This is a genomic window from Rosenbergiella sp. YN46, assembly GCF_036620675.1.
Classification (GTDB): domain Bacteria; phylum Pseudomonadota; class Gammaproteobacteria; order Enterobacterales; family Enterobacteriaceae; genus Jejubacter.
Genome location: NZ_JAZHEE010000001.1, coordinates 125,139 through 146,320 on the forward strand (window position 1 = coordinate 125,139; position 21,182 = coordinate 146,320).

Annotated in this window: 21 protein-coding genes and 1 tRNA gene; 11 read left to right on the forward strand and 11 right to left on the reverse strand. The window is 56.5% G+C overall.

Features of this window, described 5'->3' with window-relative positions; genetic code table 11:
- Positions 1-47: 47 nt before the first annotated feature.
- Positions 48-135 (reverse strand) — tRNA-Ser (locus V3W49_RS00635).
- Between the two features lie 360 nt (positions 136-495).
- On the opposite strand from V3W49_RS00635, the gene yccA reads away from it, so the two are divergent.
- Both yccA and tusE read left to right on the forward strand, forming a co-directional pair.
- A complete protein-coding gene (gene yccA / locus V3W49_RS00640; RefSeq protein WP_500142986.1) occupies positions 496-1,155 on the forward strand; it encodes an FtsH protease modulator YccA in 660 nt (219 codons plus the stop codon).
- Between the two features lie 110 nt (positions 1,156-1,265).
- Positions 1,266-1,595 (forward strand): sulfurtransferase TusE, encoded by a 330-nt coding sequence (tusE, locus tag V3W49_RS00645; RefSeq protein ID WP_500142987.1) that lies wholly within the window; start codon positions 1,266-1,268, stop codon positions 1,593-1,595.
- Between the two features lie 7 nt (positions 1,596-1,602).
- Here the strand turns inward: tusE and yccX are convergent, their stop codons facing one another.
- Complete coding sequence (gene yccX / locus V3W49_RS00650) at positions 1,603-1,881, reverse strand: acylphosphatase (RefSeq protein WP_500142989.1); 279 nt, start codon at positions 1,879-1,881, stop codon at positions 1,603-1,605.
- Positions 1,882-1,974: 93 nt separating this feature from the next.
- Here yccX and rlmI point away from each other — a divergent pair, with 93 nt between their 5' ends.
- Together rlmI and hspQ are read left to right on the forward strand one after the other, a co-directional pair.
- Positions 1,975-3,165 (forward strand): 23S rRNA (cytosine(1962)-C(5))-methyltransferase RlmI, encoded by a 1,191-nt coding sequence (gene rlmI / locus V3W49_RS00655; protein ID WP_500142990.1) that lies wholly within the window; start codon positions 1,975-1,977, stop codon positions 3,163-3,165.
- Between the two features lie 62 nt (positions 3,166-3,227).
- Positions 3,228-3,545 (forward strand): heat shock protein HspQ, encoded by a 318-nt coding sequence (gene hspQ / locus V3W49_RS00660; RefSeq protein WP_500142991.1) that lies wholly within the window; start codon positions 3,228-3,230, stop codon positions 3,543-3,545.
- Positions 3,546-3,601: 56 nt separating this feature from the next.
- On the opposite strand, the gene V3W49_RS00665 is transcribed toward hspQ, so the two are convergent.
- Complete coding sequence (locus V3W49_RS00665) at positions 3,602-4,015, reverse strand: CoA-binding protein (RefSeq protein WP_500142992.1); 414 nt, start codon at positions 4,013-4,015, stop codon at positions 3,602-3,604.
- 153 nt (positions 4,016-4,168) lie between these two features.
- On the opposite strand from V3W49_RS00665, the gene mgsA reads away from it, so the two are divergent.
- Positions 4,169-4,627 (forward strand): methylglyoxal synthase, encoded by a 459-nt coding sequence (gene mgsA, locus V3W49_RS00670; protein ID WP_500142993.1) that lies wholly within the window; start codon positions 4,169-4,171, stop codon positions 4,625-4,627.
- A gap of 1 nt (position 4,628) precedes the next feature.
- On the opposite strand, the gene helD is transcribed toward mgsA, so the two are convergent.
- Positions 4,629-6,686 (reverse strand): DNA helicase IV, encoded by a 2,058-nt coding sequence (gene helD, locus V3W49_RS00675; RefSeq protein ID WP_500142994.1) that lies wholly within the window; start codon positions 6,684-6,686, stop codon positions 4,629-4,631.
- Positions 6,687-6,822: 136 nt separating this feature from the next.
- On the opposite strand from helD, the gene V3W49_RS00680 reads away from it, so the two are divergent.
- Together V3W49_RS00680 and yccS are read left to right on the forward strand one after the other, a co-directional pair.
- Positions 6,823-7,269, forward strand: a complete 447-nt coding sequence (locus tag V3W49_RS00680; RefSeq protein ID WP_500142995.1) for a YccF domain-containing protein — start codon at positions 6,823-6,825, stop codon at positions 7,267-7,269.
- A gap of 12 nt (positions 7,270-7,281) precedes the next feature.
- Positions 7,282-9,432, forward strand: coding sequence for a YccS family putative transporter (yccS, locus tag V3W49_RS00685; RefSeq protein WP_500142997.1), 2,151 nt, complete (start codon positions 7,282-7,284; stop codon positions 9,430-9,432).
- Here the strand turns inward: yccS and V3W49_RS00690 are convergent.
- A complete protein-coding gene (locus V3W49_RS00690; protein ID WP_500142998.1) occupies positions 9,417-10,043 on the reverse strand; it encodes a TfoX/Sxy family DNA transformation protein in 627 nt (208 codons plus the stop codon). The two genes, yccS and V3W49_RS00690, sit on opposite strands and share 16 nt — an antisense overlap.
- Before the next feature lie 222 nt (positions 10,044-10,265).
- Here V3W49_RS00690 and sulA point away from each other — a divergent pair, with 222 nt between their 5' ends.
- On the forward strand, positions 10,266-10,778 hold the full coding sequence (gene sulA, locus V3W49_RS00695; RefSeq protein ID WP_500142999.1) for an SOS-induced cell division inhibitor SulA: 513 nt from the start codon (positions 10,266-10,268) through the stop codon (positions 10,776-10,778).
- Positions 10,779-11,139: 361 nt separating this feature from the next.
- Entirely contained in the window at positions 11,140-12,210 is a 1,071-nt protein-coding gene (ompA, locus tag V3W49_RS00700) for a porin OmpA (protein WP_500143001.1), read from the forward strand.
- Between the two features lie 99 nt (positions 12,211-12,309).
- On the opposite strand, the gene matP is transcribed toward ompA, so the two are convergent.
- On the reverse strand, positions 12,310-12,765 hold the full coding sequence (matP, locus tag V3W49_RS00705; protein WP_500143002.1) for a macrodomain Ter protein MatP: 456 nt from the start codon (positions 12,763-12,765) through the stop codon (positions 12,310-12,312).
- A gap of 185 nt (positions 12,766-12,950) precedes the next feature.
- Here matP and V3W49_RS00710 point away from each other — a divergent pair, with 185 nt between their 5' ends.
- Together V3W49_RS00710 and fabA are read left to right on the forward strand one after the other, a co-directional pair.
- Positions 12,951-14,702 (forward strand): AAA family ATPase, encoded by a 1,752-nt coding sequence (locus V3W49_RS00710; RefSeq protein ID WP_500143003.1) that lies wholly within the window; start codon positions 12,951-12,953, stop codon positions 14,700-14,702.
- Positions 14,703-14,770: 68 nt separating this feature from the next.
- Positions 14,771-15,289 carry a bifunctional 3-hydroxydecanoyl-ACP dehydratase/trans-2-decenoyl-ACP isomerase gene (fabA, locus tag V3W49_RS00715; protein WP_500143004.1) on the forward strand — a complete coding sequence of 173 codons (519 nt, stop codon included), beginning with the start codon at positions 14,771-14,773 and terminating at the stop codon, positions 15,287-15,289.
- A 79-nt stretch (positions 15,290-15,368) separates the two neighbouring features.
- Here fabA and rmf read toward each other — a convergent pair whose 3' ends face one another.
- The 5 genes from rmf to V3W49_RS00740 form a co-directional block, all read right to left on the reverse strand.
- A complete protein-coding gene (gene rmf / locus V3W49_RS00720; RefSeq protein WP_500143006.1) occupies positions 15,369-15,536 on the reverse strand; it encodes a ribosome modulation factor in 168 nt (55 codons plus the stop codon).
- 247 nt (positions 15,537-15,783) lie between these two features.
- Complete coding sequence (gene pqiC, locus V3W49_RS00725) at positions 15,784-16,350, reverse strand: membrane integrity-associated transporter subunit PqiC (protein WP_500143008.1); 567 nt, start codon at positions 16,348-16,350, stop codon at positions 15,784-15,786.
- A complete protein-coding gene (gene pqiB, locus V3W49_RS00730; RefSeq protein ID WP_500143009.1) occupies positions 16,347-17,987 on the reverse strand; it encodes an intermembrane transport protein PqiB in 1,641 nt (546 codons plus the stop codon). Before pqiB ends, pqiC begins: the two co-directional genes overlap by 4 nt.
- Positions 17,977-19,245, reverse strand: a complete 1,269-nt coding sequence (gene pqiA, locus V3W49_RS00735) for a membrane integrity-associated transporter subunit PqiA (RefSeq protein WP_500143010.1) — start codon at positions 19,243-19,245, stop codon at positions 17,977-17,979. Before pqiA ends, pqiB begins: the two co-directional genes overlap by 11 nt.
- A 13-nt stretch (positions 19,246-19,258) precedes the next feature.
- Complete coding sequence (locus tag V3W49_RS00740; protein WP_500143011.1) at positions 19,259-21,181, reverse strand: ABC transporter ATP-binding protein; 1,923 nt, start codon at positions 21,179-21,181, stop codon at positions 19,259-19,261.
- Position 21,182: the final 1 nt, after the last annotated feature.

Below are 21,182 nucleotides of genomic sequence, written 5' to 3' on the forward strand. Positions count from 1 at the left end.
AGCGCATACGAAAAAGGGGCTGCCATTCGGCAACCCCTTGTTTTATATGGCGGAAGCGCAGAGATTCGAACTCTGGGAGGGTTTCCCCTCGCCGGTTTTCAAGACCGGTGCCTTCAACCGCTCGGCCACACTTCCGTAATGAGGCGCACTATAAACATCCCCCCGTCGTCTGTAAAGCCTCAATGCGTTCGATCGGGCGAAAAAACAGCAACCTGGCTTTATTTGCCGCTAATATCACCAAATAGCTCAGCAATGCAGCAGCATATCGGTCGTATCCCCCTGAGATAGGGTGATACCACTCTGCGGGTCAGCTTCCCGTTATGCAAACAGATAGCAGGCGAATAAAGAGTGATTTATCAGTAATAAAGCGCGTTCTGCGGCCTGACGCCACAAAGCGCACATTTTGAGTAAAGATGGGTAAACCCCCTTCCCCCCTTACAGCCGCGCCTCTATTCTCAGACACTACTACACCTGTATATAAAAAGAGAGTGACTAATGGATCGCATCATTACCTCTTCGCGCGACAGAGCGTCGCTGCTCAGCACCAACAAAGTGCTGCGTAATACCTATTTTCTTCTGGGGCTAACCCTGGCCTTCTCGGCGCTGACCGCAACAGCCAGCACCATGCTGGCGCTGCCGTCCCCGGGGCTTATCCTGACGCTGGTCGGGATGTACGGCCTGATGTTCCTGACCTATCGCCTGGCGAATAGGCCCTCTGGTATTCTGGCAGCTTTCGCTTTTACCGGCTTCCTGGGTTATATCCTTGGGCCAATCCTGAATAGCTACCTCTCTGCCGGCATGGGCGATATTATCGGCATGGCGCTGGGCGGCACCGCACTGGTTTTCTTCTGCTGTTCAGCCTACGTGCTGACCACCCGCAAGGATATGTCTTTCCTGGGCGGTATGCTGATGGCGGGTATCGTGGTGGTTCTGGTGGGCATGGTCGCGAACCTGTTTCTGCAGATTCCGGCCCTGCACCTGGCAATCAGCGCGCTGTTTATCCTGATCTCTTCCGGCGCGATTCTGTTTGAGACCAGCAACATCATTCACGGCGGCGAGACCAACTATATTCGCGCCACCGTCAGCCTGTATGTTTCGCTGTACAACATCTTTGTCAGCCTGCTCAGCATTCTGGGCTTCGCCAGCCGCGACTAACGCAGTATCTGGCCCTGTCCACTCCGACCCCGCTCCGGCGGGGTTTTGTTTTTTGGGACGCCGGAAATTTGCTAGACTGGCTGCCGTTTGACAGTAACGGACAGCATCCCGTGTTGATATTTGAAGGTAAAGAGTTTGAAACCGATAGCGAAGGCTATCTGAAAAACAGTCATGAATGGTGTGAAGCGCTGGCGCCGGTTATCGCTCAGGGCGAAGGTATTACTCTGACGCCGGAGCACTGGGAAGTGGTGCGTTTCGTGCGCGACTTTTATCTGGAGTTTAATACCTCCCCCGCCATCCGCATGCTGGTCAAAGCCATGGCGAAAAAATTTGGCGAAGAGAAAGGCAACAGCCGTTATCTGTATCGCCTTTTCCCTAAAGGGCCGGCAAAGCAGGCCACAAAAATTGCCGGCCTGCCAAAGCCCGTTAAGTGCATCTGATTCAGGATTAATAGCGAATATCGAAGCTGTCCCATGCCCGTGACGGGGTATGGGGCTCTTTCAGCACCCGCTCCACCCGGGCGCCGCGCGGCCCGCCCTGTTCCAGCCAGGCCATCAGCTGCTCCACCTGCGCCTTATCGCCGCAGACCAGCACTTCCACACTGCCGTCATCCAGATTACGCGCATAGCCACTCAGCCCCAGGCGACGAGCCTCCCGCTGAGTGTTATAGCGAAAACCTACGCCCTGAACCCGTCCGTATACCCAGGCTATCATACATATCGACATGCAATTTCTCCCTGTTGTCTGATGTAACGCGTTGCAATTCCCCGATGAACTCGGGAGAATGGCGCCCATTTTCTTTCTGCCAGACATACTATTATGAGCATACGTTTAGTATTAGCCAAAGGGCGCGAGAAATCGCTGCTGCGCCGTCATCCATGGGTCTTTTCCGGCGCCATCGCCCGGATGGAAGGCAAGGCCTCACCTGGCGAAACCGTCGATGTCGTCGACCATAAAGGCACCTGGCTGGCCCGGGCCGCCTGGTCTCCTGCCTCACAGATCCGCGCCCGGGTCTGGACCTTCGATCGCAACGAAGCGGTGGATATCGACTTCTTCATTCGGCGTCTGCAAAAAGCCCAACAGTGGCGCGACTGGCTGGCCGCCCGCGACGGTCTTGATAGCTACCGTCTGATAGCCGGTGAATCCGACGGCCTGCCAGGCGTGACTATCGATCGCTTTGGTAATTTTCTGGTGCTGCAGCTGCTCTGCGCAGGTGCGGAATACCAGCGCCCGGCGCTGGTGAGCGCGCTACAGAGCCTGTATCCCGACTGCAGCATTTACGATCGTTCCGATGTCGCGGTGCGTAAAAAAGAGGGAATGGCGCTGACTCAGGGGCCGGTCTGCGGCGAACTGCCCCCGGATCTGCTGACCATCGAAGAGCACGGAATGAAGCTGCTGGTAGACATTAAAGCCGGACACAAAACGGGTTATTATCTGGACCAGCGCGACAGCCGTTTCGCCACCCGTCGTTACGTGAAGGACAAACGGGTGCTGAACTGCTTTTCATATACCGGCGGCTTTGCCGTCTCGGCGCTGCTCGGCGGCTGCCGCGAAGTGATCAGCGTCGATACATCGGAAGAAGCCCTGGCCATCGCTCGTCAGAACGTCACGCTAAACCAGCAGGATCCCAGCCGTGCTCAGTTTGTCCGCGACGATGTCTTTAAGCTGCTGCGCCGCTATCGCGAACAGGGCGAAACCTTTGATGTTATCGTGATGGATCCGCCGAAATTCGTCGAAAACAAAAACCAGCTCGCCGGCGCCTGTCGCGGCTATAAGGATATCAACCTGCTGGCGCTGCAACTTCTGAACCCTGGCGGGATACTGCTGACTTTCTCCTGCTCCGGACTGATGGCCAGCGATTTATTTCAGAAAATTGTGGCGGATGCCGCCGTCGATGCCGGTCGTGATGTACAATTTATAGAGCAGTTCCGTCAGGCGGCCGATCATCCGGTGATCGCCTCCTACCCGGAGGGGCTGTATCTGAAAGGATTTGCCTGCCGTCTTATGTGACTTGATAAAGGGAAGCGCCGCCCTCATATCCGAGGAAGATATGTGTTTCCCGGGAGGTGACTATGATTGCCAGCAAATTCGGTATTGGTCAGCAGGTACGCCACACGCTGCTGGGCTATCTTGGCGTGATCGTCGACATTGACCCTGTCTACTCGCTGGATGAGCCATCGGCAGATGAACTGGCCGTTAGCGACGATCTGCGGGCGGCCCCCTGGTATCACGTAGTGATGGAAGATGACGACGGCCATCCGGTACACACCTACCTGGCCGAAGCGCAGCTTAGCGGCGAAATTCAGCGGGAACACCCGGAACAGCCAACGCTGGACGAGCTGGCGGCCTCGATTCGCCAGCAGCTTCAGGCTCCGCGCCTGCGTAACTAACCGCATTAGCCACCTCCCCTGTCCCCCGCTCGCCGTACTGGCAGCCGGGGGCCAGGTTACTTCGCCAGCCCCAGCCGGGGAATTTCAATCGCCGGACAGCGATCCATAACCACGTTCAGCCCCGACTCCCGGGCCAGTACCGCCGCCTGTTCATTAATCACGCCAAGCTGCAGCCACAGCGTTTTCGCGCCGATGGCGATGGCCTCCTGAGCCACGCCCCAGGCCGCTTCTGCATTACGGAAAACATCCACCATATCGATCTTTTCCGGTATCTCTTCCAGACTGGCATAGCCTTGCTGGCCCAGCAGCGTCTTACCGGCGACCTTTGGCGATACGGGAATAACGTGGTAACCCTGATCTAGCAGGTATTTCATCACCCGATAGCTGGGGCGTTCCGGTTTATCGCTGGCGCCCACCAGTGCGATAGTGCGGGTTTGTGTCAGAATCCGGCTGATTTCGCTGTCTGTCATCGTACTCTCCTAAAAGCGATTAGACTAAATATCAGTGTAAAGCACCGCGCCCCGGCTCTCCACGCCCGCGCGCTTTTTTGATTTCACACGTTTGCAGCACCAGTGGCTTCCAGTAAGCTGTAGCCAGTTCAACGATCACAGCAGGAAAACAATATGGAACTGACAACCCGCACCCTGGCGCCGCACAAACATATCGCCCTGGTCGCTCACGATCACTGCAAAGATATGCTGATGAAGTGGGTGGAGCGTCATAAGGCGCTGCTGGCTAACCATACGCTGTATGGAACCGGCACCACCGGGAACCTGATTCAGCGCGCTACCGGGCTTGAGGTTAACGCCATGTTGAGTGGCCCGATGGGGGGCGACCAGCAGGTTGGCGCACTGATCTCTGAAGGTAAAATCGATGTGCTGATTTTCTTCTGGGATCCGCTTAACGCCGTGCCTCACGACCCCGACGTTAAAGCGCTGCTGCGCCTGGCCACAGTCTGGAATATTCCGGTGGCCACCAACCTGTCCACCGCCGACTTTATTATCCAGTCGCCGCACTTTAACGACAGCGTCGATATCCTGATCCCGGATTATCAGCGCTACCTCGCTTCACGCCTGAAGTAACTCAGGGCTTACGTGCTACCGGGACGCCAAGCGCTTTCAGCGCCTCTACAAACGGGGAAGGTTGCTCCCGGTTATACAGCAGCCATTCCCGATGGCGGGCGCGGGTCAGCGCTACATAGAGCAGGCGTCGCTCTTCGGCATCAGGAAAATCCTCCGGTTGCGGCAGCAGCGCCTGTTCCATAATCGACTCACGTGCCGGCGCCGGAAAACCGTCCTTCCCTTCCTGCAATCCCAGAATAATCACATAATCCGCCTGTTGCCCCTTGCTGGCGTGGATGGTCATAAAATCTATGTGCAGCTTCGGCCAGCGGGTCTGGGCTTTTTCCAGCAGCGCCGGGCGCAGGTGGTGATAACGGGCCAGAATCAGGATCCGCTGTTCCGGCTTAACGTACCCACTGAGCTTATCCAGCAGCGCCTCCAGCTTATCGTCCGGCAGCAGCATTACGGCTTTTTTATCCCCTTTGGCCAGACTGTTCAGCGGCTTGGCCAACTGATGCGGATTCTGCTGAATAAAGCCGTTGGCGATATCGCCGATGCGACTGTTGAAGCGATAGGTTATGTCGAGCGCGCAGCTATCGCCTTCGCCAAAATGGTGGGTAAAAGCGGTGGTCAGCGCCATTTCCGCACCGCTAAAGCGATAGATAGCCTGCCAGTCATCCCCCACGGCGAATAGCGTGGTATGGGAATTCTGACGGCGCAGTGCCGCCAGCAGCGCCGCACGCTGGGGGGAGATATCCTGGAACTCGTCCACCAGAATATGTTTCCAGGGGCTGATAAAACGCCCCTTATCAAGCACGTTAATCGCCTGGTGGATCAGGCCAGAAAAATCCACGGCGCCTTCATCCTTCAGCGCGGCCTTCCACGCTTTTAGCAACGGCGCCATCAGCTTAATTCGCTTTTGAAACAGTTCACGCTGCGGCTCCGGACAGTCGGCCACCATCTGCGCCTGACTACCGCCGTGCATCCGCATCAGACCCAGCCAGCGATCGAGCCGCCCGGCCAGGCGACGGGCCAGCTTTTCGTCCTGCCAGAATGCCTCTTCCGGTACTTCCCACTGCAGCTCTTCCGTCAACCACTGGCGCCATCCTTTAGCCTGGGCCTTTTTCTCCTGGCACTGCTGACGCCAGCAGTCGAGCAACAGGGCATGACGCGCGGCGCTGTCGCTTTCAAGCGTACTTATCTGGGGCGCCTTGCGCCCTCCCTGCTGGATGATGTGTAACGCCAGCGCATGAAAGGTGCGGGCGGTAATGCCTTCCGCGCCGGCCTGAAGCCGCTGTTCGATACGCTCGTCCATTTCGCGGGCCGCGTCGCGCCCGAAAGCCAGCAGTAAAATCTGATCGGCGCTGGCTTCGCCGCGCGTCAGCAGCCAGCCTGCACGGGCCACCAGCACCGAGGTTTTACCGCTGCCAGCCCCCGCCAGCACCAGCAGCGAGGATTCGCCATTCACCACCGCACGGGCCTGTGAAGGGTTGAGGGGCGAACTTTCCACCTGCGCGAAAAACTCAGAATACTGTTCGAGCATCCTTTCCGTCCAGGCCTGGTTAATGGCCAGTCGACGCTCTTCCCCCTCCTCCAGCCAGGCCTGACACTGGTGCCATAATTCCCGGCAGTTATCGAACTCCTCCATGCGTTCATGTGGCAGGGGCAACGCCGTAAAGGCATCGCGGATCTTCTCCCGCAGCCTCTGCATTTCGCTGCGCTTCAGCCAGCGTTCCGCATCACACTCTGCCAGTTCATCCAGCGTCTGGCGTAGCACTCCCGCCGCGATGATGCTCATCTCTTCGCTCCAGCTCTGCCATTGGTGCTGCAGATGCTGGAAAAAGCTGCGGGTTTCCACCCACTCGGTACCATGCAGGCGTACCACCTTATTTTGCGGCAGCACAAACTCCAGCTCTCCCCAGACCAGACCGCGTTTGCAGTTGATCCCCAGCAGTTGATTAAAGGGGATTAGATACTGATGGCGTTCGCCGGAGACTTCAACGCCGGCGCTCAATAGCCGGACGCGGTCGTAGGGATGCTGCGCCAGGCGCTTGCCAAGAGAAGTTGCTTTTAATTCCATGCTGATACTCGAACCTGCCCTGTGACTCATGGAGACGCTCAGTTTACCCGTCACAGAAATCCCGCTCCAGGCAAAAACGCGTTACAATTGGCGTGGTTATTGATTGTGCCGTTATTCGGCTAACGTAAGAGTGATTATGCGCACCGTTCTTAATATTCTCAATTTTGTCCTGGGTGGATTTTTCACCACTCTCTCCTGGCTGCTGGCGACTCTGGTAAGCATTCTGCTGATTTTTACCCTGCCGCTTACCCGTTCCTGCTGGGAAATCACCAAACTGTCACTGCTGCCCTACGGCAACGAGGCGGTGCACGTGGATGTCCTCTCTCCCGGTAGCAAGAGTTCGCTGATGAATGCAGGTGGAACCCTACTGAATATCTTCTGGGTTGTGATCTTTGGCTGGTGGCTGTGCCTGGCGCACATTGCGGCGGGTATTACCCAGTGTCTGACGATTATCGGCATTCCGGTGGGCATCGCGAATTTCAAGATCGCCGCCATTGCGCTGTGGCCCGTGGGACGCCGCGTAGTCTCTGTCGAAACCGCGCGCGCAGCGCGCGAGGCGAATGCCCGCAGCCAGTTCCGCTAAGCCGAGGTTATCGTGCCCAAACTCAGTCCCCTGCTGCGCCGCTACGCCTGGAACAGCGCCTGGCTCTATAACCTGCGTATTTTTATCGCCCTGAGCGGCACCACTCTTGTGCCCTGGTGGCTTAACGAAGTTAAACTCACGATCCCTGTCACCCTGGGCGTTGTGGCTGCCGCGCTGGCGGATCTGGATGACCGCCTGACGGGCAGGTTGCGTAACCTGCTCATCACCCTGATCTGCTTCTTTATTGCCTCGGTCTCCGTAGAGCTGCTGTTTCCCTGGCCATGGCTGTTCGCCGCCGGGCTCACCACCTCAACCATCGGCTTTATTCTACTGGGCGGTCTGGGCCAGCGCTACGCCACCATCGCCTTCGGAGCGCTGCTGATCGCCATCTATACCATGCTGGGTATCACGCTGTTCGATAACTGGTACCAGCAGCCTGTACTGCTGCTGGCGGGGGCCATCTGGTATAACGTTCTGACCCTGGTGGGACATCTGATCTTTCCGGTGCGCCCGCTTCAGGATAACCTGGCTCGCTGCTACGAGCAGTTGGCTCACTATCTGGAACTGAAGTCGCGCCAGTTCGATCCCGACATCGAAGATGAAAGCCAGGAGCCTCTGGTCAACCTGGCTATGGCCAACGGCCAGCTGGTTCAGACGCTGAATCAGACCAAGGCTTCGCTACTGACCCGCCTGCGCGGCGATCGAGGCCAGCGCGGAACCCGGCGCACCCTGCACTACTATTTTGTGGCGCAGGACATTCACGAACGCGCCAGCTCTTCGCACGTGCAATATCAGGCGCTGCGCGTGAAGTTTCGCCACAGCGATCTGATGTTCCGCTTTCAGCGTCTGCTCTCCATGCAGGCACTGGCCTGCCAACAACTCTCCCATTCAATACTGCTACGCACGCCTTATCAACACGATCCGCGTTTCGAACGCGCGTTTACCCATCTGGAGTCGGCGATTGGACAGCTACCGGCCAATGCCATTACCGCTAGCGAGCGCGAAGCGATTGGTTTTCTGATAGCCAATCTGCGCGCCATCGACGCCCAACTGGCGACGATTGAATCGGAGCAGGCGCTGGCCATGCCGGCCGACTCTGCCGAAAACCGCCTGTCCGATGACGGACTTAGCGGATTTAGCGATATCTGGCTCCGCCTGAGCCGCCACCTGACGCCGGAATCGGCCCTGTTCCGCCACGCGGTTCGGATGTCGATCGTCCTGTGCGTAGGTTATGCCTTTATTCAGATAACTGGCCTGCAACGCGGCTACTGGATACTGCTGACCAGTCTGTTTGTGTGCCAGCCCAACTACAACGCCACCCGCAGGCGTCTGGCGCTGCGTATTATCGGAACGCTGTTAGGGGTCGCGATCGGCCTGCCGGTACTATGGCTGGTGCCTTCGCAGGAAGGACAGCTCGCGCTTATCGTGATTACCGGCGTGCTGTTCTTCGCCTTTCGCAACGTCCAGTATGCTCACGCAACGGTCTTCATCACCATGCTGGTGTTGCTGTGTTTTAACCTGCTGGGCGAAGGTTTTGTGGTGGCGCTGCCGCGCATTGTCGATACCCTTATAGGCTGCGCAATCGCCTGGGCGGCGGTGAGCTTTATCTGGCCGGACTGGCGCTTCCGACGCCTGCCGCTGGTGGTGGAGCGCGCATTCAGTGCCAACTGCCGCTATCTCGATGCGATTATGGCCCAGTACCATCAGGGGCGTGATAATCACCTGGATTATCGCATCGCCCGACGCGACGCCCATAACCGCGATGCCGAGCTGGCTTCGGTTGTCTCTAACCTGTCGGTCGAACCGCGTGCCACTCCGGAGATTCGTGAAATGGCTTTTCGCCTGCTGTGCCTCAACCATACGTTGACCAGCTACGTTTCAACGCTGGGGGCGCACAGAGAACGGCTCGAAAATCCAGAGATTCTGGCCCTGCTGGATGATGCGGTCTGCTATGTCGATGCGGCATTGCTCCCCTTGTACACAAATGGCGCAGACGCGGAGCGGATTCGGCAGGCTCTGGAGCAATTGAGCATTCGCCTGGAAAAAAGCCATCCTACCGCCGGAACCAAAGAGCCGTTGGTCATCCAGCAGATAGGATTGCTGGTCGCCTTACTGCCGGAGCTGTCGGCCCTACAGCAGCAGTTACATCAGCTACCTGAATAGAGCGTATCATTAACGATCTGCTCCGAAGCCCACTCCATAAGCTCCTGTCGCATCTGCAACGGGAGCGCTGCTTCATGCAGACCATAAATCGCTCCCGCCAGCGCCAGCAAAACCTTAACGCCAATCTCTTTATTAATACTCCGTAGTTTCAGCCAGCTCGCTTTCGCCCCCATAACCTGTAACGCCTCGACGTTTCGGATACCCACCACCCATAGCATGCTCTCCAGCCCGGAAGTGAGATTGGGTAGATCCTTGAGACGAGTAATAACGCTACGCGCTATTTTTTCTTGCCTGGCGCCGTTCAACGCCTGCCAGGACAGCGCCAGAAGCTGGACAGGTTCGCGCCACAGCGCTTCGCCTACCAGATAGTATTTGAGCGCGATTTGGCGACCGCGGCGGGAAAACGAGAGCGTGGGAAGCTGTTTTTGCAGGAAATAGCCTTCGTTTTGCTCACAGGCCCGAAGGTAAAGCTGTCCATTCGCAACCATCGCAAATACGGTATCATCAATATAGAGGCTGTAGCCGCCAAAGAGCGCGCGACACTGAATATCCCCCAGAGGCGACAGATACCTCCGTGTTCTGTCGATCTGTAAATAGCACGAATCTTTCATTTTATTTTCCTTAAAATCAAAGACTAATGTACATCCATCACATTAGCGATTCCATTTACAACAATCGACCATAGGCAACTTCCACGCCCCGGGCAATATGATTTTCTCCAGACCGGCCATCGAAGCTCAAAATTGCGAGACGCTTTCATAAATTGAGGTTGATCTTTGCGCGTACAGGTATTACTGTATATTCATACAGTAACCGATAAGGCTGGATACAATATGTCTTTACCTGCATCTCACGATCGTACGCAAAACTTAGCGCGCACCGTTCGCCCCCACGCGGCTTTTCATCACAACGATGGACATTTTGCGGGCGTTATCAGTGAAGTAGTCTATAGTGAAGATCGTGCCGGTTTGACGGAACTAATGCTTTTGCCACTATTACAGCAGCTTGGGCAACAGTCACGCTGGCAGCTTTGGCTAACGCCATGTCAGAAACTGAGTCGCCAGTGGCTGCAGTCTGCAGGCTTACCGCTAAGTAAAATGATGCAGGTTAATCAGGTCACACCGCAGACGACTGTCGAAACCATGGCGAAAGCGATGCGCACGGGAAACTACAGTGCAGTGATCGGTTGGTTGCCGCACGAATTGAGCGACGATCAACACAACTTGCTCAATCTCGCGGCCTGTGAAGGACAGACCACCGGCCTGATTTTACGCCCTGTCCCCTCCCTTTACCCCAGCGCCAGACCACGGGCAGGGCTAAAGATTCACTCCAGTTTGTATCATTAAGTAAATTTAGGATGACTCTTAGAAATTTTTTTGAGATGCCTCTCAGGTCATTGTGATTATAAAGAAAACCGCTTGTGGCAAGGCCTTGACAGGGGTTTAACGAAAAATCTCAGGCACAAACTTTAATCGCAAATGTAACAAACAGTGTCAAAGAAACGTTTTTTTTTATTCCCGAAACCTGCTGCGTACTTGTAACTTTTTAACTACGTTGTAGACTTTACAACGCCGGGGTTACTCAGCAATAACCGTCTTGAGCGGTAGAGCAACAATTTGAGTAGCGACCCGGGCGAAGGATTTAACCGTAGGCTCTGTAAAAATATTGAAGCCTATGGCCTTTTTGGATGATAACGAGGCGCAAAAAATGAAAAAGACAGCTATCGCGATTGCAGTGGCACTGGCTGGCTTCGCTACCGTAGCGCAGGCCGCACCGAAAGATAACACCTGGTATGCTGGTGCGAAACTGGGCTGGTCTCAGTACCACGATACCGGTTTCTACGGTAATGGTTATGACTCTGGCATCGGTAGTGGTTCTACCCACGACAGCCAGCTGGGCGCAGGCGCGTTCGGCGGCTACCAGGTTAACCCGTACGTTGGTTTCGAAATGGGTTATGACTGGCTGGGTCGTATGGAATACACTGGCAAGCCGGAAAGCGGCGCCTTCAAGGCCCAGGGTATCCAGCTGACCGCTAAACTGAGCTACCCGATTCTGGACGATCTGGATATCTATACCCGTCTGGGTGGTATGGTATGGCGTGCAGACTCTACTGCGAAAAACGCCGCTGGTGAGCGTCTGAAAGACCACGACACCGGCGTTTCTCCGGTATACGCAGCTGGTTTCGAGTGGGCGGTTACCCGCGATATCGCTACCCGTCTGGAATACCAGTGGATCAACAACATCGGCGACGCACACACCGTGGGTACTCGTCCGGACAACGGTATGCTGAGCCTGGGCGTTTCCTATCGCTTCGGTCAGCAGGAAGAAGCTGCTCCGGTTGTAGCTCCGGCTCCGGCTCCGCAGGTTCAGACCAAGCGCTTCACCCTGAAGTCTGACGTTCTGTTCAACTTCAACAAGGCTTCTCTGAAGCCGGAAGGTCAGCAGGCGCTGGATCAGCTGTACACCCAGCTGGCTAACCTGGATCCGAAAGACGGCAACGTCGTGGTTCTGGGCTTCACCGACCGCATCGGTTCTGACGCTTACAACCAGAAGCTGTCCGAGCGTCGTGCACAGTCTGTTGTTGACTACCTGATCTCTAAAGGTATCCCGTCCAACAAGATCTCTGCACAGGGCATGGGCGAGTCTAACCCGGTTACCGGCAATACCTGCGACAACGTTAAGCGTCGCGCAGCTCTGATCGACTGCCTGGCTCCGGATCGTCGCGTAGAAATCGAAGTGAAAGGCGTTAAAGACGTTGTAACTCAGCCGCAGGCTTAAGTTACATTGCTTCGAAAAAACCCCGCTCTGGCGGGGTTTTTTATTGCCCGCCGTTTGATAAACCAAAAAACGCCAGGCCTGGGTTGATAACGGCGAGAATTACGACTCTTTTCCCAGTAGCGCCTGGAGGTCCTGCTTAAGGCTCGACATCTGATTCGCGTATTTCTCTTTACGCTCCGCATCCTCGATTAACTGCACAATAGTTTCTGAAAGCGTACAGCCCCTACGCTGGGCCAGCCCCGCCAGACGCTGCCAGACCAGAAACTCAAGATCGATAGACTTCTTACGGGTGTGCTGATGTTCAGCATTGAAGTGACGTTTGCGGCGAGCGCGAATGGTCTGCTTCATCCGGTTCATCAGCGCCGGATTCATATGTTGTTCAATCCAGGACTGCACCAGCACCGGTTCATTTTCCATATTGAGCAGAAGCTCCACTGCCTCCCGGGCCGCGCTGGTTTCAATATAACGGGTGATCAACTCTCCCTCCCGGTGCTTCTTCACCAGGTATTTCCACTTCCAGCCGCTTTCGAGATTTTCCAGTTGTTGGTATTTCATTCTGATCTCAGGGTGACCGCGTAACTATGTTCAGGATATCAGCTTTTCCGGGCTTTAGCTTAGCGGAAAATCATTGATGTGAAGCCATAACGCTTTTCACTACTCCCCCGCACACGCTACCCGTGTGAAGCACGTCCGCTTACTGTATAATCGCGCCTTTGATATCTCAACAAACGCACATAATTTTGACAATAAACCAACTATCATGGCGCGAGCTTGTTCCGGATACCCAGGCGTATCTACAGCAGCCGACACAGCCAACCTCTCCCGACGCTCATATTTTTAGCCAGCTTCAGGCCCGGCTCTGTTACGGCCTGACGCAGTTGCTTCACCCCAGCGCTCCCGCAGATATCATGCTGGTTAAAAGTCCCGAGGCTCCCGGGTACCCGGCGCGGATCGGTGCGGCGGCGCGCGAAATGATATCCGGCGATCTTCCCCTGTGCGGCGGCCGTTATCAGATAGATGCAGAGTCCATCACGCTGCATCCCCCCCACTCGCCTGACGATGACTTCTCCGCTGCGGGTGCGGTGGTCGCCGGCGACTGGGTTGAAAGCGAGCAGCTGTTTGGTTGCGTACGCTGGCGCGGCGCCACACCGCAGCTGCAACCCGGCCTGCTGCATCAGGCCAACGGCGGCGTACTAGTGCTCTCTTTACGCAGCCTGCTGGCGCAGCCGCTACTGTGGCTGCGTCTGAAGCAGATGATGACTAACGGCCAGTTCGAGTGGCTCTCGCCAGACGAGCGGCGCCCGTTCCCGATAGAGATTCCCCCCCTGCCGCTGCGGGTGAAGCTTATTCTGTGCGGCGAGCGCGATGCGCTGGCCGAATTCCAGGAGATGGAGCCGGAAATCGCCGAACTGGCCATCTATAGTGAATTTGAAGATAACCTGCAGATCGTCGAACCTCAATCGTTCGCGCTGTGGCGCGCCTGGGTTCATCATCTCGCTGGCCAGTACCGGTTACCACGGCCGCAGGAGGATGCCTGGGTTCCGCTGGTACGGGAAGGTGTTCGCTATACCGGCGATCAGCTAACGCTACCACTGGAGCCGGAATGGGTTCTTCGCCAACTGAGGGAAGTGGCCCCGTTCTGCCAGGAGAGTTTCAGCGGCGAGCTGTTCAGCCAGATGCTGGCCCAGCGCGAATGGCGGGAAGGCTTCCTGAGCGAACGTATGCAGGATGAGATCCTGCTGGAGCAAATTCTGATTGAAACCGAAGGCGTCCGCACAGGCCAGGTCAATGCCCTGTCGGTCATTGAGTTTCCGGGGCATCCGCGCCCCTTTGGCGAACCTTCGCGTATCACCTGCGTGGCGCATATCGGCGACGGCGAATTTACCGATATCGAACGCAAGGCCGAATTGGGTGGTAATATTCACGCCAAGGGCATGATGATCATGCAGGCGTTTTTAATGGCCGAACTCGAACTGGAGCAGCAGCTCCCCTTCTCTGCTTCGCTGACCTTTGAACAGTCATACAGCGAGGTAGATGGCGACAGCGCCTCCATGGCGGAACTGTGCGCGCTGGTCAGTGCCCTGTCAGGCGTTCCCCTGCGCCAGGGCATCGCGATAACCGGTTCGGTGGATCAGTTTGGCCGCTCTCAGCCGGTGGGCGGTCTTAACGAGAAGATCGAAGGCTTCTTCCGTATTTGCCAGCAGCGCGAACTGACCGGGCACCAGGGCGTGATTATTCCCAACGCCAACGTACGCCATCTGGCGCTGCACCAGGATCTGCTGGACGCCGTTGAGGCGGGGCAGTTTTCCCTGTGGGCGGTAGATGATGCCCGCGAGGCGCTGACGCTGCTCAGTGGTCTTCCCTGGGACGACGAGCAACGCCCGGGGCTGTTACAGATAATTCAGGGCCGTATCGCTCAGGCGACGCAACAGGAAGCCCGACACCGTTATCCCTGGCCGCTGCGTTGGCTAAACTGGTTTAACCACAACTGATCGGAGTTGTTGAGCGTACAGCTGTTAGCTAACCTGCGACCTTCATTAAAATAAGGCTTAATTCAGACATGGTTGATAAACGCGAATCCTATACGAAAGAAGATCTTCTTGCCTCCGGACGCGGAGAGCTATTTGGCGCTGAAGGCCCGCAGCTCCCCGCCCCCAATATGCTGATGATGGACCGCGTGGTCAAAATGACCGAAGCCGGCGGAAACTATGATAAAGGCTACGTGGAAGCCGAGCTGGATATTAATCCGGATCTCTGGTTCTTCGGTTGCCACTTCATCGGCGATCCGGTTATGCCCGGTTGTCTGGGCCTGGATGCCATGTGGCAGCTGGTTGGTTTCTATCTGGGCTGGCTGGGCGGCGAAGGCAAAGGCCGCGCGCTGGGCGTTGGCGAGGTGAAGTTTACCGGCCAGGTACTGCCGAGTGCGAAGAAAGTAACCTACCGAATCCACTTCAAGCGCATCATCAACCGCAAGCTGATCATGGGCGTTGCCGATGGCGAAGTCTTTGTCGACGATCACAAGATTTATGACGCCAAAGACCTGAAAGTCGGCCTGTTCAAAGATACTTCTACTTTCTGATTCCGTAAACAGCGTCCTGTAAACGGCGAAACCTCCGCACTGCGGAGGTTTCTGTTTTCTAAAGAGACAGTGGCATGCCTCAGGCCAGTACCGCTTTGTCAGCCATGGCTTCTCGCCAACCTCCCAGCCAGTGCGACCTCTGATCCAGGGCCTGATAGGGGCACATCTCCTTTGAACGACCGGCGATACCCGCCTGGTAACCACGCTTCTGAGCCCGTGTCATGCGATCTCGTTTTTGTCTCTTCATGCCTCATTTCCCTCATTGTCTTAGCTGTGGAAAAGAAAACAGTGATTACAAAACGTGCAACCACAGATAACGAATACCCCTATTCAGCGTCGGCGTCAATGCGCAAAATTCACGCCAGTGTCATATTGATACGCTATTATTCCCTGCTTCTGGTCACGGGATGGCGCATCTTGCTGACTCGCATCAAAAAAAATGCCGCGCGCTTTCCACAAAGCGCGCGGCATCGCCTTACGTAAAAATTTTTAAATTACGGCAGACGCGTTAGCTCGCCGACAATCCCCTGGGTAGCCTGCTGCCACCCCTGGGCCAGGCTTTTTACCATGGCGTCATAACCGTCTTCCTGCTGCTTTAGCTCCACAAAGAACGGACGCTTAATCATCCGCCCCTGGTGATTAAGCAGCCATTCACCGCTGACAATCACATGCCCGTCATAGCGGCCGTGGAAGCCGGTAACGTTAACGCTCAGAACATCCTGATCGCTGCCCAGCGGCTGGGAGGAAACCACCCACCCCGGAAGCCGGGCGCTCAGGTTGGCCACCAGCGTGTTACGCAACTGCTGGTCAAGAGGACTGGCCCACAGATTGCTGTTGGCGATGGTGTACTGCACATCAGTGGTTTGATAGGCCAGCCCGTTACCGGCCAGGTAGTCCGGAATAGTGACCTGCTCCACCCACAGCTGGCGCTGACTGCTTTGCGTCATGCTCTGGGTTACCGGCTGCACCGCAACCGGAAGCTGGTAATAGGTCTTATCATCGCCACTGCTGCTACAGGCGCTCAGCGCCGCCGCCATTATCAGCGCAAGCCACTTTTTCATTCTTTAGCCCTCTTCGGCTGGGGATCTTTTTTCTGTTTCGCCTCAAACACCAGCGCGTTGCTCTTATCATTGAGCGTGCGCAGTACCGGCTGCAGTTCACGCAGAACCTGATCCAGGCGCTGCATATCACCCACCATCTTGTTATAAGCGGCGGAACCAGGCTGGAAGCCTTTCATACTGCGATTCAGCTCCTGTAGCGTCTTCTGCATATCCTGCGGCAACTGCTGCATCGACTGGCTGTTCATAATCTGATTCAGGCTGTCGACCGTTTTTTGCAGATGCTGCATGGTGCGCTGGCTTTCAGACAGCGTATTGGTCGCCTGCGCGATCATTGGATTCAGCGGCAGATTGTTGATCTTATCCAGCACGTCCATCAGGCGCTGCTGAATCTGCGCCAGACCGCCGCTCACCGTTGGAATGATCGGGTATCCCGAGAAGCTGCGCATCCTTTTCACCGGCTCCTCTTTCGGATAGAAGTCCAGATCGATATACAGCTGTCCGGTCACCAGGTTGCCGGTTTTCAGCGAGGCACGCAGACCGCGCTTCAGCAGTTCCTCCAGATGCGCCTGTACGTCCGGATTTTCGCCCAGCTGATTTTCCACCCGTTCCGGTTCAATACGAATCAGTACCGGGATACGGTAATCCGTATTCAGCTTCTGCTGAAGCCCGGGCACCGAGAAGGGGACTTCAGAAACCGTGCCAAGGCGAATACCGCGGAATTCCACCGGCGCGCCAGGCTGCAGGCCGCGAATCGAATCCTGGAAGAACATCAGGAAATCCACATGCTGGGTATAGAGTGAATCCTGAATGCTCTTGCGATCGTCAAACAGTGAAAACTCAGTCTGGTTGGCTACCGGCTCGCCCTGAGGCCAGCCTTCCGGCACGTCGAAGCTGACGCCGCCGCTAAACAGCGTAGTGAGCGATCCCATCTCGACCCGCATTCCCGAAGAGGACATATCCACCGCAATGCCGCTGTCTTTCCAGAAACGGACGTTAGTGGTAACCAGGCGATCGTAGGGCGCCTTCACAAACAGCTGGTAATGGATGCTGCGGGTTTTCGGGTCAAACTGGCTGGTTTCCACATTCCCCACCGGATAACCGCGGAACAGTACCGGGTCGCCAGGATTCAACTGTCCGGCGCGACTGCTTTCCAGCACCACCCGGATCCCTTTGGCATCCGGCGGCGCCAGCGGCGGCGAATCCAGCAGCTCATACTGTTCCGGAGCTTCACCTTTGCTACCCGGCTGTAATTCGATATAAGCGCCGGACAGCAGCGTTCCCAGTCCGGTAACTCCTTCACGGCCAATCTGGGGCTTAACCACCCAGAAGACCGAATCTTTATGCAGCAGCTTTTCCATGCCGGCATTCAGCCGCGCCTTAATCTCCACGTGGTGCAGATCGTCGCTCAATACCGCACTTTCCACCACGCCGACATCAACGCTACGACTCTTAATCGCTGTCTTTCCTCCTTCGATCCCTTCGGCAGAGGTGGTGATTAGCGTCACTTCCGGCCCCAGATGGCTGTAATGATAAAACAGAATCCAGGCGCCGATCAGCGCCGTCACAATGGGGAAGATCCACACCGGCGACCAGCGTCTCACCTTGCGCACCTGGGCTTCTCCGTTATTATTTTCCATGCTCAGTTAACTCCTCATGAGCCGGCTCCGGCGTACGATCCCACGACAATCGCGGGTCAAAACTCATCGCCGCCACCATGGTTATGATAACCACTAACGCAAACATTAAGGCCCCCATCGCAGGGTAAATGCTCATCAGGGCCCCCATGCGCACCAACGCCGACAAAACGGCGATAACAAAAACGTCGATCATCGACCAGCGGCCGACAAACTCCACCACCTCGTAAATTTTATGCATCCGTTCGCAGTCCGCCCGGCCGTGGCCGTTGGCGTCCCAGCACAGCCAGCCGATAGCCAGCATCTTTAAGGTCGGCACCATAATACTGGCGATAAAAATCACCATCGCCACCGGATACGATCCCTCATTCCACAGCAGGATCACGCCGGCGATAATGGTTGACGGCATCTTATCGCCCAGCAGGTCGGTAATCATAATGGGCAGAATATTGGCGGGCAGATAGAGAATGATAGAGGTGAACAGCAGCGCCAGCGTCCACTGCAGGCTGTTACGCCGCCGCGCGTACCCTTTTGAATGACAGCGGGGGCACACCAGTTGTTCCGCCGGCAAAATGGCGGTACAGCAGGCGCAGGATCGCAGCCCCTGGCGCAGTCCGGTGGCGCCAATCTTTAGCGGCTGGCGCACCTCCGGCATCGGTTCGATATCATCCCACAGCCAGCGTCGATCCACGCACTGGAAAGCCCTCAGTTGCAGCACGCAGAACAGGCACCAGGGTATGAAGCTCGCCCCCACGCCGATATCACCATATGCGATAAGCTTAACGAAGCTGACCAAAACCCCGGCGAGAAATATTTCCGCCATCCCCCAGCCTTTAAGCAGAAACAGCACCCGGGCCAGAATCCGGGCCAGGCGAAGATCCATCCGCACCTGGTTAATCAACAACAGGATGCTGACCAGGCAAAATGCAGGCACCAGTTGGACGAACAGAATAAAGAAGAATCCCAGGCTGGCGTAATCCTGGGAAAACATCACTTCCGGGATCTCCAGTAGCGCGATCTCGCTGCTGACCCCTTTCACATTCATGCTGATAAAGGGGAACAGGTTGGCCAGCACCAGCATAAACAGTGCCGCCAGCGCGTAGGCAGTCGGACGCTGACGCGGCGAGCTCCAGCGGGTCGTTAATGTGGTATGACAGCGCGGGCAGCAGGCCTTCTCTCCGGTCGCCAGCCGGGGTAAGGCCACCAGTAGATCGCACTGCGGACACAAAATATGCTGCCCGTCCTGGTGTTGCTGGCACATGGCCCTCTCTCCCTTATCCGCCGTTTTTTAACGATTCAAGATGTTCCCAGCGTTCAAACGCGGTTTCAAGCGCCTGCTCTGCTTCCGCCATTGCCGACAGCACCTTTTGCGTATTTTCATGGGGCTGATTAAAGAATTCAGGGTCGCTGACCTGACTCTGCAGCGCTTCCAGCTCCGCCTCAAGCTGTTCGAGCTTGTGCGGCAGCTGTTCCAGCTCACGCTGCAAATTATAGCTAAGCTTGCCGCCGCTGGTGCCGGCGCGTCGTTCCGGCTGCGTTTTTTCCTGCTCCGGCGCTTTCGGGCTCGCTTTCTGGGCTACCGACTGGCGCAGCGGTTGGGCCTGGGCCTGCTGCTCGCGAGCGTCATGATAGCCGCCGACATACTGCCCAATGCGCCCTTCTCCTTCGAAGATCCAGCATTCAGTTACGGTATTATCGACGAACTGACGGTCGTGGCTGACCAGCAGCACGGTGCCGGTATAGCTGTCGATCAGCTCTTCCAGCAGTTCCAGCGTTTCTACGTCGAGATCGTTGGTCGGTTCATCAAGAATCAGTAGATTGCTGGGTTTCAGAAACAGGCGCGCCAGCAGCAGACGATTGCGTTCGCCGCCGGAAAGCGCTCGCACCGGCGTCATGGCTCGCCTGGGCGGGAACAGGAACTCCTGCAAATAGCCCAACACGTGGCGCGGTTTACCGTTAACCATCACCTCCTGCTTGCCATCCGCCAGGTTATCCATCACCGTGCGATCCGGATCGAGCGCCGCCCGGTGCTGATCGAAATAGGCGACTTCCAGCTTAGTGCCGACATGCACCCGCCCACTGTCCGCCTTGAGATCGCCCAGCATCAGTTTGAGCAGCGTAGTTTTGCCGCAGCCGTTGGGCCCCACCAGCGCAATCTTATCGCCGCGCTGAACCTGAGCGGTAAAGCCTGTCACCAGCGGCCGTCCGTCAATGGCGTAATTTACGTCTTCCAGTTCAAAGACAATCTTGCCGGAGCGTACCGCCTCCTCGACCTGCATTTTCGCACTGCCCAGCACTTCCCGGCGATCTGAACGTTCGCGACGCATGGCTTTCAGTGCCCGTACCCGTCCCTCGTTACGGGTTCGGCGCGCCTTAATGCCCTGACGGATCCAGACCTCTTCCTGGGCAAGCCGGCGATCGAATTCAGCATTCTGCTGCTCTTCAACCCGCAGCGCCTCTTCTTTGGCCAGCAGATATTTATCGTAATCGCCGGGGTAGGAGACCGGCTGACCGCGATCGAGATCGACGATGCGGGTCGCCATATTGCGAATAAACGAACGATCGTGGGAAATAAAAACGATAGTGCCAGGGAAGGACTTCAGGAATCCCTCCAGCCAGTCGATAGCTTCAATGTCCAGGTGGTTAGTCGGCTCATCAAGCAGCAGCACGCGGGGGGAACTGACCAGCGCCCGTCCCAGCGCCGCTTTGCGCAGCCAGCCGCCGGAAAGCGAAGAGAGCGGCGCATCGGCTTCCAGCCCCAGTTGGGCCAGCACTTCACTAATGCGGTTTTCCAGCTGCCACAGCCCGTGGTGCTCCAGGATCTCCTGAATACGCGCCATCTGGTTCAGATTCTTATCGCTGGGATCCTGCATCACCTTCTGGGAGATATCATGATAGGCCTTCAGATGTTCGGCCTGCTCCTCCACCCCTTCAGCGACAAAATCATAAACGCTGCCAACGATATCCCGCGGCGGATCCTGCTGCAGACGTGCCACCACCAGATCCTGCTCGTACACGATCCGTCCGTCATCCAGCGGGATTTCCTGATTCAGCACCTTCAGCAGGGTCGATTTACCGGCCCCGTTACGCCCTACCAGACAGACCCGCTCGTTATCTTCGATATGGAGCTCTGCGTTATCCAGAAGCGGCGCATCGCTAAACGACAGCCAGGCACCGTGCATACTAATTAATGACATA

Coding starts and splice junctions, on each gene's coding strand:
- V3W49_RS00680 (WP_500142995.1), top strand. CDS start 6,823: ATGCGCACCGTTCTTAATATTCTCAATTTTGTCCTGGGTGGATTTTTC.
- rmf (WP_500143006.1), bottom strand. CDS start 15,536: ATGAAGAGACAAAAACGAGATCGCATGACACGGGCTCAGAAGCGTGGT.
- pqiA (WP_500143010.1), bottom strand. CDS start 19,245: ATGTGCCAGCAACACCAGGACGGGCAGCATATTTTGTGTCCGCAGTGC.
- mgsA (WP_500142993.1), top strand. CDS start 4,169: ATGGAACTGACAACCCGCACCCTGGCGCCGCACAAACATATCGCCCTG.
- pqiC (WP_500143008.1), bottom strand. CDS start 16,350: ATGAAAAAGTGGCTTGCGCTGATAATGGCGGCGGCGCTGAGCGCCTGT.
- sulA (WP_500142999.1), top strand. CDS start 10,266: ATGTCTTTACCTGCATCTCACGATCGTACGCAAAACTTAGCGCGCACC.
- rlmI (WP_500142990.1), top strand. CDS start 1,975: ATGAGCATACGTTTAGTATTAGCCAAAGGGCGCGAGAAATCGCTGCTG.
- matP (WP_500143002.1), bottom strand. CDS start 12,765: ATGAAATACCAACAACTGGAAAATCTCGAAAGCGGCTGGAAGTGGAAA.
- pqiB (WP_500143009.1), bottom strand. CDS start 17,987: ATGGAAAATAATAACGGAGAAGCCCAGGTGCGCAAGGTGAGACGCTGG.
- fabA (WP_500143004.1), top strand. CDS start 14,771: ATGGTTGATAAACGCGAATCCTATACGAAAGAAGATCTTCTTGCCTCC.
- V3W49_RS00665 (WP_500142992.1), bottom strand. CDS start 4,015: ATGACAGACAGCGAAATCAGCCGGATTCTGACACAAACCCGCACTATC.
- V3W49_RS00690 (WP_500142998.1), bottom strand. CDS start 10,043: ATGAAAGATTCGTGCTATTTACAGATCGACAGAACACGGAGGTATCTG.
- helD (WP_500142994.1), bottom strand. CDS start 6,686: ATGGAATTAAAAGCAACTTCTCTTGGCAAGCGCCTGGCGCAGCATCCC.
- yccA (WP_500142986.1), top strand. CDS start 496: ATGGATCGCATCATTACCTCTTCGCGCGACAGAGCGTCGCTGCTCAGC.
- yccX (WP_500142989.1), bottom strand. CDS start 1,881: ATGTCGATATGTATGATAGCCTGGGTATACGGACGGGTTCAGGGCGTA.
- hspQ (WP_500142991.1), top strand. CDS start 3,228: ATGATTGCCAGCAAATTCGGTATTGGTCAGCAGGTACGCCACACGCTG.
- ompA (WP_500143001.1), top strand. CDS start 11,140: ATGAAAAAGACAGCTATCGCGATTGCAGTGGCACTGGCTGGCTTCGCT.
- V3W49_RS00740 (WP_500143011.1), bottom strand. CDS start 21,181: ATGTCATTAATTAGTATGCACGGTGCCTGGCTGTCGTTTAGCGATGCG.